This is a genomic window from Spirillospora sp. NPDC046719, assembly GCF_040645715.1.
In the GTDB taxonomy this organism is placed as follows: domain Bacteria; phylum Actinomycetota; class Actinomycetes; order Streptosporangiales; family Streptosporangiaceae; genus Spirillospora.
The window spans coordinates 1-7,634 of record NZ_JBEYYT010000440.1 but is presented as its reverse complement, the minus strand read 5'-3'; the positions used below and the strand labels follow the sequence as shown (position 1 = coordinate 7,634).

At 76.3% G+C, this 7,634-nt stretch carries 4 protein-coding genes and 1 riboswitch; of the genes, 1 reads left to right on the top strand and 3 read right to left on the bottom strand.

Translation table 11 applies throughout. The features are described from left to right. Together ABZ914_RS42275 and ABZ914_RS42270 are read right to left on the bottom strand one after the other, a co-directional pair. The coding region (locus tag ABZ914_RS42275; RefSeq protein WP_500200366.1) for a ferredoxin-like domain-containing protein at positions 1-1,051 on the bottom strand (1,051 nt) is incomplete at its 3' end. A 61-nt stretch (positions 1,052-1,112) separates the two neighbouring features. After that, on the bottom strand, positions 1,113-2,198 hold the full coding sequence (locus tag ABZ914_RS42270; RefSeq protein WP_500200364.1) for a hypothetical protein: 1,086 nt from the start codon (positions 2,196-2,198) through the stop codon (positions 1,113-1,115). A 53-nt stretch (positions 2,199-2,251) separates the two neighbouring features. Beyond that, positions 2,252-2,423: riboswitch (cobalamin riboswitch) on the top strand. Between the two features lie 38 nt (positions 2,424-2,461). Here ABZ914_RS42270 and cobN point away from each other — a divergent pair. After that, positions 2,462-6,037 carry a cobaltochelatase subunit CobN gene (gene cobN, locus ABZ914_RS42265; protein ID WP_500200368.1) on the top strand — a complete coding sequence of 1,192 codons (3,576 nt, stop codon included), beginning with the start codon at positions 2,462-2,464 and terminating at the stop codon, positions 6,035-6,037. A 47-nt stretch (positions 6,038-6,084) separates the two neighbouring features. Here the strand turns inward: cobN and ABZ914_RS42260 are convergent. Next, a partial coding sequence (locus ABZ914_RS42260; protein ID WP_500200363.1) for a hypothetical protein occupies positions 6,085-7,634 on the bottom strand: 1,550 nt, incomplete at its 5' end.

Genomic DNA, 7,634 nt, shown 5'->3' with positions numbered 1-7,634 from the left:
CGGGGCCGCCCACGCCCGCGACGTGCCGGTCGGCGGGGCGCCCGCACTCGCGCACGCCGCCCGACCTGTGGACCGGCAGGCCGCCGCCGGCCCGGCGGGCCCGCGCCGCGTCCGCGCGCACGTCGGTGCGCGACTTCGCGCAGCCGGGACGGCCCGCGCAGGACGTCAGCCCCGCCCAGTCGGGTCCGGTGACCAGGCCAGGGAAGTGTGACATGTCCGCGATGCCGGGAATGACGACGCCCCGCCACGGAGTGACAATGATCTCCCCGGCGGCGCCCAGCCCGGCGGGGTCGAGGCGGCCGAGCGGGACCAGCCCGGAGAACGCCGTCCGCCCGTCCCGCTGCGGGATCTCGCCGAGCGGCGTCCGGTACGGGACCGCCGGGACCGGGACGGGTGCGCTCCTGCTTCCCGGCAGCGAGAGGTCGCGGCCGAGCTCGGCGAGCCGCCACTCGCTCGTCCGGACGCGCAGGAACGCGCGCGCGGCGTCCAGCGCGAGCGCGGCGGCGTCCTCCGGGGCCGCCCGCAGGCCGCTGTCCGTCCCGGCGAGGACCAGGGCGAACGCGTCCGGCGCCACCGCGTACAGGCCGACGTCGGCGCGCAGCGCGATGACGTCGCCGCGCCCGTCGTCGACCGCGAACAGGAACCGGCCGGGCAGGCCAGCGAGGTCCGGGGCGGCGCACAGGCCCGCGTCCAGCGCCGCCACGACGGGCCGGGCGTCCAGCAGCCCGGAGCCGTCGCGCCCGGTCAGCACGCTGCCGAGGATGTTGCGGACGCGCTCGTGCGCGGCGGACGGCAGCAGCCCGGCCGCGTGCAGCCGCTCGCTCAGCTCGCTCTCCGCCCCGTCCGCGAGCCCTCTGATCTGCACGTTCGCCCGCGACGTCAGTTCGAGGAACCCGTCGCCCAGCTCCCGCGATGCGGCAGCGAGGGCGTCGAGCCGCGGCCGCGTCAGCGCGCCGCCGGGCAGCCGGACGCGCGCCAGCCCCCCGTCGGCGGCGGCGTGCACCCGCAGAGCCCCCGGACACCGGTCCGGCCCGGAACGCGAAGTCGACACGCGAGGATCCTAAGGCCCGCTCCGAGGGCCCCGGCGACGCGATCTCGTGCCGCGGGCCGGGTCAGGAGGCCATCGCCGAGTCGCAGTGCCCGAGCCCCGAGAAGGTCGTCCGGACCGTCCCGTCGATGGCCCTGCCGAACGCGTCCAGGCCGTTCAAGCAGGCATAACGCGGTTCACCGCTCGAGACGAGGACGACGCCGACACTCGTGCCCGGCGTCTGCGGGATCGTGCGGGTGACCCGCATCGGCCTCCCCTCGGTGAAGGCGAACAGGACGGTGGCGTCCGGCCTCCGCATCATCCCGTAGCCGGAACGTCCGTCCGGGCCCATGGTGGCGGACGAGACGCCGTCCGGCGCGCGGAACAGGACCCGTCCCTCGCGCAGGCCCGGTCCGCCGTCGCGGGTGTCGGTCGCGCGGACGGTGACGTTCTGGACGGCGGCGTCCTGCCCGGCCCCGGGAACGAGGTCGCCGATGGTGTAGCCGAGCGTCCGGCCGTCGCGGGCCCAGACGATCTCGCCGACGACCGAGGGCCCGGCCGCGCTCCACGTGCGGCGGTTCCCCGTCGCGGTGTCGAGCACGGTCAGCGCGGCGCGCGGCGGGCTCGCGGGCGCCAGTGCGCGCGGCGGGTCGGCGGACGCCGGCGTGTGCGGCGGCTCCGGCGCGCAGGGCGCGGTCGTGTAGGCGAGCCGGTCGCCTCGGCGGTTCATCGCGAGGCCCGCGACCAGCGCGGGGATGGTGCCGCCGGGCATCGGCGCGAGCCCGGTCACGTGGCCGTCACCGGTCAGCCGGAACCGGAAGAGGCGCGTCTCGCACGGGTCGCTCCGCGAGGCGGCGACCACGAACCTGCCGTCCGGGCCGGCGAGGATCTCCTGCACCGCGCCGGCGGAGTCCGGCGGCCGTACCGCGTCGACCGGCCGCTCGGGCGCGCCCGTCCGGGGCATCGTGCGCACTTCGAGCCACGTCCCCTGGCCTCCCGCGGCGAGCAGGAAGCGCGGCGTCCGGTACGGGAAGCCCGCCGCCTCCCGCGGAGTCTCCCCGCCAACGGTCACGCCGACCGCGGCGATGGCTACGGCGACCAGGACCGCCAGCGCGGCGGGCGCCGCCCAGCGCCGGATCCGCCACGACACCGGCTCGCTCTCCCGCTGCATCGGAAGATCGTCCCACGGCGGGCGGCGCCCCCGGGCGCGCCGGGGCGGCGGGAATCGGGTTAGGGTGTGGGCGGCGACAAGGGAGGAAGCCGGTGCGAATCCGGCGCGGTCCCGCCACTGTCACCGGGGAGCGGACCCCACCGAAGGCCACCGCGCGAGCGGGAAGGCCGGGGCGAGCGCCGATCCGGGAGCCAGGAGACTCCGTGCCGCCACTTCTTGACCTGCGATTCGGGGCGAGGACCCCGGGTGAGGACGCGATCCGCGTGATCCTGCTGCTGTCCACCTCGGACACCGACCTGCTCAGCGCGCGCGCAAGCGGCGCCGACTTCCGGCTGGCCAACCCCGCCCGCACGTCCGTCGACGACCTGCCCGCGCTGGTGGACGGCACCGACCTGGTGGTGGTGCGGCTGCTGGGCGGGCGGCGCGCGTGGGAGGAGGGCCTCGACGCGCTGCTCGCGGGCCCGCGCCCGGTGGTGGTGCTCAGCGGCGAGCAGGCGCCGGACGCCGAGCTGATGGAGCTGTCGACCGTCCCTGCCGGGGTGAGCGCCGAGGCGCACGCCTACCTGGCGCACGGCGGTCCCGGCAACCTCGCCGAGCTGTTCGCCTTCCTGTCCGACACGGTGCTGCTCACCGGGTTCGGCTTCGCTCCCCCGGCCCCCACCCCGACGTGGGGCGTGCTGGAACGCGAGCGCACGTCGGACGAGGGACCGGTCGTCGGCGTCCTGTACTACCGCGCCCACCACCTCGCCGGGAACACCGCGTTCGTCGAGGCGCTGTGCGCGGCGATCGAGGCGAAGGGCGGGCGGGCGCTCCCGGTGTTCTGCGCGTCGCTGCGCACCGCCGAGAAGGAGCTGCTGGACACGCTCCGGCGGGCGGACGCGCTGGTCGTCACCGTGCTGGCGGCGGGCGGCACGAAGCCGGCGTTCGCGGGCGCGGGCGGCGACGACGAGGCGTGGGACGTCGGCGCGCTCGCCGAACTGGACGTCCCGATCCTGCAGGGCCTCTGCCTGACCAGCGAGCGCGCGGCGTGGGAGGCCAACGACGACGGGCTGTCACCGCTGGACACCGCGACGCAGGTCGCCGTGCCGGAGTTCGACGGCCGGATCATCACGGTGCCGTTCTCGTTCAAGGAGACCGACGAGGACGGCCTCAGCGTCTACGTCGCCGACCCGGAGCGGGCCGCGCGGGTCGCGGGGATCGCCGTCCGGCACGGGCGGCTGCGGCACGTGCCGGCGCGGGACAAGCGGGTCGCGCTGATGCTGTCGGCGTACCCGACCAAGCACGCGCGGATCGGGAACGCGGTCGGGCTCGACACCCCCGCCAGCGTGGTGAAGCTGCTCGCCGAGATGCGCGAGCGCGGCTACGACGTCGGCGACGCGCTGCCGGGCGAGGGCGACGCGCTCATGCACGCGCTCATCGCGGCGGGCGGCCAGGACCCCGACTGGCTGACCGAGGCGCAGCTCACCGGCAACCCCGTCCGCGTCCCGGCGGCGCGCTACCGGGCCTGGTACGCGACGCTCCCGCAGGACCTGCGCGACGGCATCGAGCGGCACTGGGGGCCGCCGCCGGGCGAGCTGTTCGTGGACGACTCGCGCGACCCGGACGGCGAGATCGTGCTCGCCGCGCTGCGGTCCGGGAACGTCGTCGTGATGGTGCAGCCGCCGCGCGGGTTCGGCGAGAACCCCGTCGCGATCTACCACGACCCCGACCTCCCGCCGAGCCACCACTACCTGGCGGCGTACCGGTGGATCGCGGACGAGTTCGGCGCGGACGCCGTCGTCCACGTCGGCAAGCACGGGAACCTGGAGTGGCTGCCCGGCAAGTCCGCCGGGATGTCGGCGTCCTGCGGCCCGGACGCGGCGGTCGGCGACCTGCCGCTGGTCTACCCGTTCCTCGTCAACGACCCGGGCGAGGGCACGCAGGCCAAGCGGCGCGCGCACGCCACGCTCGTCGACCACCTGATCCCGCCGATGGCGCGGGCGGAGAGCTACGGCGACATCGCGCGGCTGGAGCAGCTCCTCGACGAGCACGCGAACATCGCGGCGCTCGACCCGGCGAAGCTGCCCGCGATCCGGGCGCAGATCTGGACGCTGATCCGGGCCGCCCGCCTCGACCACGACCTCGGCCTGGACGACCGGCCGCACGACGCCGAGTTCGACGACTTCCTGCTGCACGTGGACGGCTGGCTGTGCGAGGTGAAGGACGTCCAGATCCGCGACGGCCTGCACGTCCTCGGCGCGGCCCCGGCCGGGGAGACGCGTGTCGACCTCGTCCTGGCGATGCTGCGGGCGCGGCAGATGTGGGGCGGGTCGGTGACGCTGCCCGGCCTGCGCGAGGCGCTCGGCCTGAAGGAGGACGGCGCGTCCCGCGGCGAGGTCGACGCCGTGGAGGCGCGGGCGCGGGCGCTGGTCGCCGCGATGGAGGAGCGCGGCTGGGACCCGGACGCCGCGTCCCAGGTCGCGGAAGGCGTCGCGGAAGGGGTCGCGGACGGGCGGGTCGCGGACATCCTGCGGTTCGCCGCGACGGAGATCGTCCCGCGGCTGGAGCGGACCCGCGACGAGATCGGCATGGTGCTGCACGCCCTCGACGGCGGGTACGTGCCGGCCGGGCCGAGCGGGTCCCCGCTGCGCGGCCTCATCAACGTGCTGCCGACCGGCCGGAACTTCTACTCCGTCGACCCGAAGGCCGTCCCGTCCCGGCTCGCCTACGACACCGGGCGCGCGATGGCGGACTCGCTGCTGGACCGGTACCGGGAGGACACCGGCGAGTGGCCGCGGTCGGTCGGGCTGTCGGTGTGGGGCACCAGCACGATGCGCACGTCCGGCGACGACATCGCCGAGGTCCTCGCGCTGCTCGGCGTCCGGCCGGTGTGGGACGAGGCGTCCCGCCGCGTCACCGGCCTCGAGGCGGTGCCGCTCGACGAGCTGGGCCGCCCGCGCGTCGACGTGACGATCCGGATCAGCGGGTTCTTCCGCGACGCGTTCCCGCACGCCGTCGCGATGCTGGACGACGCCGTGCGGATCGCGGCGGACCAGGACGAGCCCGACGACATGAACTTCGTCCGCGCGCACGTGCGGGCGGACCTCGCCGAGGGCGGCGACGAGCGGCGGGCGACGCTGCGGGTGTTCGGGTCGCGGCCCGGCGCGTACGGGGCGGGCATCCTGCCGCTGATCGACAGCCGCAACTGGCGCGACGACTCCGACCTCGCCGAGGTGTACGCGGTGTGGGGCGGCTACGCCTACGGGCGCGGCCTCGACGGCGTCCCGGCGCGCGGCGACATGGAGAACGCCTACCGGCGGATCAGCGTCGCGGCCAAGAACACCGACACCCGCGAGCACGACATCGCCGACTCCGACGACTACTTCCAGTACCACGGCGGCATGATCGCGACGGTGCGGGCGCTGACCGGGAAGGCGCCGAGGGCCTACATCGGCGACAGCACCCGCCCGGACGCCGTCCGCACCCGCACGTTGGACGAGGAGACGTCCCGCGTGTTCCGCGCGCGCGTCGTCAACCCGCGCTGGCTCGCGGCGATGCGGCGGCACGGCTACAAGGGCGCTTTCGAGCTGGCGGCGACGGTCGACTACCTGTTCGGCTACGACGCGACCGCCGGGGTCGTCGCCGACTGGATGTACGAGAAGCTCGCGCGGACGTACGCGCTCGACGCCGAGAACCAGGCGTTCTTCAACGAGTCGAACCCGTGGGCGCTGCACGGCATCACCGAACGGCTCCTCGAAGCCGCCGACCGCGGCATGTGGGAGCACCCGGAACAGGACACCCTGGACGCCCTGAAGCGCCTCTACCTGGAGGTCGAAGGCGACCTGGAGGATTCCGACTGAGCGGCGGCCCGGGTCCCCGTGCCCCGAGTCAGCGAAGTCGGGGCAGGTCAGTCGAGGAGGCGTGCGGCGAGCGCGCGCAGTTCCCTGTCCTCGGCGAAGCCCCGCCACCCGCCGTTGTTGCGGTGCCGCCGTTCGGAGTCGGCGATGGCCCGCAGCGCCCACCCCAGGGTCGACGGCGCGGGGCCCATGTCGGCGAGGTACCGCATGGCCGCCCACCGCACCGGCAGGTACTCGCCGCGCGCCAGGTCGTAGACCTCGCGACACAGCGGCTCGGACGCGGTCTCCGCGTCGCCGGTGACGGCGTGGTACGCGCGCGCCGCGTCCACGCGTGTCCAGTCGTCGCGGGAATCCATCAGCGGCCGGAGGCGCCCGGCGTGCCCGGCGGCGTGCTCGCCGAGATCGGCCAGCAGCCCGGCCCAGCCTCGATCGGGCGGAAGGGCGTCCACGACGCTCAGCAGCGGCCCCGGATCGCCGGTCACCTTGGACAAGGCCCACGCGAAGCGCGTTTCGCGGTCCTGGGCGGTCCGTCCGCCGTCCTGCGCGCCGGCGCGACGCAGCGCCTCGGCGGCGCCGGACGCGGCCGGGCCGATCGCGGCGAGCGTCGCCGCGGCCTGGACGGCCGCCCCGGTGCCGAGCAGCCGGACGAGTTCCGGGACGGCCGGCGCCGCGGCCTCGCCCCATGCCTCCAGGGCGCGCGCGAGGGTGCGGCCGGTGTCCGGGTCGTCCATCCGTGCGCGGATCGCGGGGAGGAGGGCGTCCGCGTGCCCGCCCAGCGGGGCGAGCGAATGGAGGATGGACGGCGGCGAGGTGGTCAGCACCGAGCCCGTGAACGCGTCGACCATCGGCGGCGTCCCCGCGAGCCGTTCCACCAGGTAGGGGACGCAGCGCGGGTCCTCGCGCCAGGCGAGGCCCCATGCGGCGAGGTCGGAGATCCGCTCGTCGCCGTACCGGGACAGCGGCGCGCCGTCGCCGAGCCGGTCGGCGAGCAGGTCGGGGTCGCCCTCGTCCAGTCCCGCGATGAGGAGGACGGCGTAGGAGCGCGCCGCCGGAGAAGCGTCGGCGCAGAGGGCGGACACACCGGGCAGCAGGCGCTCCACCGGCGACCGCAGCTCGCTGAGCAGGTGCGCGGCGAGGCGCACCGCGCCGATCCTGAGGTCGGCATCGGCGTCGCCGAGGAAGGCGGCGCACAGGTCGAGGCGCGCGGACGGGTCGTCCTCGATCCGACCCGCGATCCAGCCGAGCAGGCGGGCCGCGCCGCCGCCGAAGTACGGGACGAGGTCGGGGCTCGACCCGCCGACCCACGGGACGTCCCGCCAGACCGCGACGTCCCCGCGCAGCGCGGCGGTGGCCGCGGCGAGGTCCGGACGCTGGGCGCGGACCGCCGCCGACAGCGCGGCATCGGCGGCGAGCCGGAGCTGCGGATCGTCCGGGCCGCGCCCGTCGCGCCCGTCGCGCCCGTCGCGCAGGTCGCGGAGCCAGAGGAGCGTCTCGGGCAGGACGCGCGCGGTGCAGCCGGGCGCCAGGTCGCCCGCGGCGAGGACGATCCCGAGCCGCGCCGCCGCGTCGTCCTCGCCGTCCCACCTGGCGCGCAGCGCCG

Excerpts from the sequence above, each read along its gene's own strand:
- ABZ914_RS42270 (WP_500200364.1), bottom strand. The coding sequence starts at position 2,198 with ATGCAGCGGGAGAGCGAGCCGGTGTCGTGGCGGATCCGGCGCTGGGCG.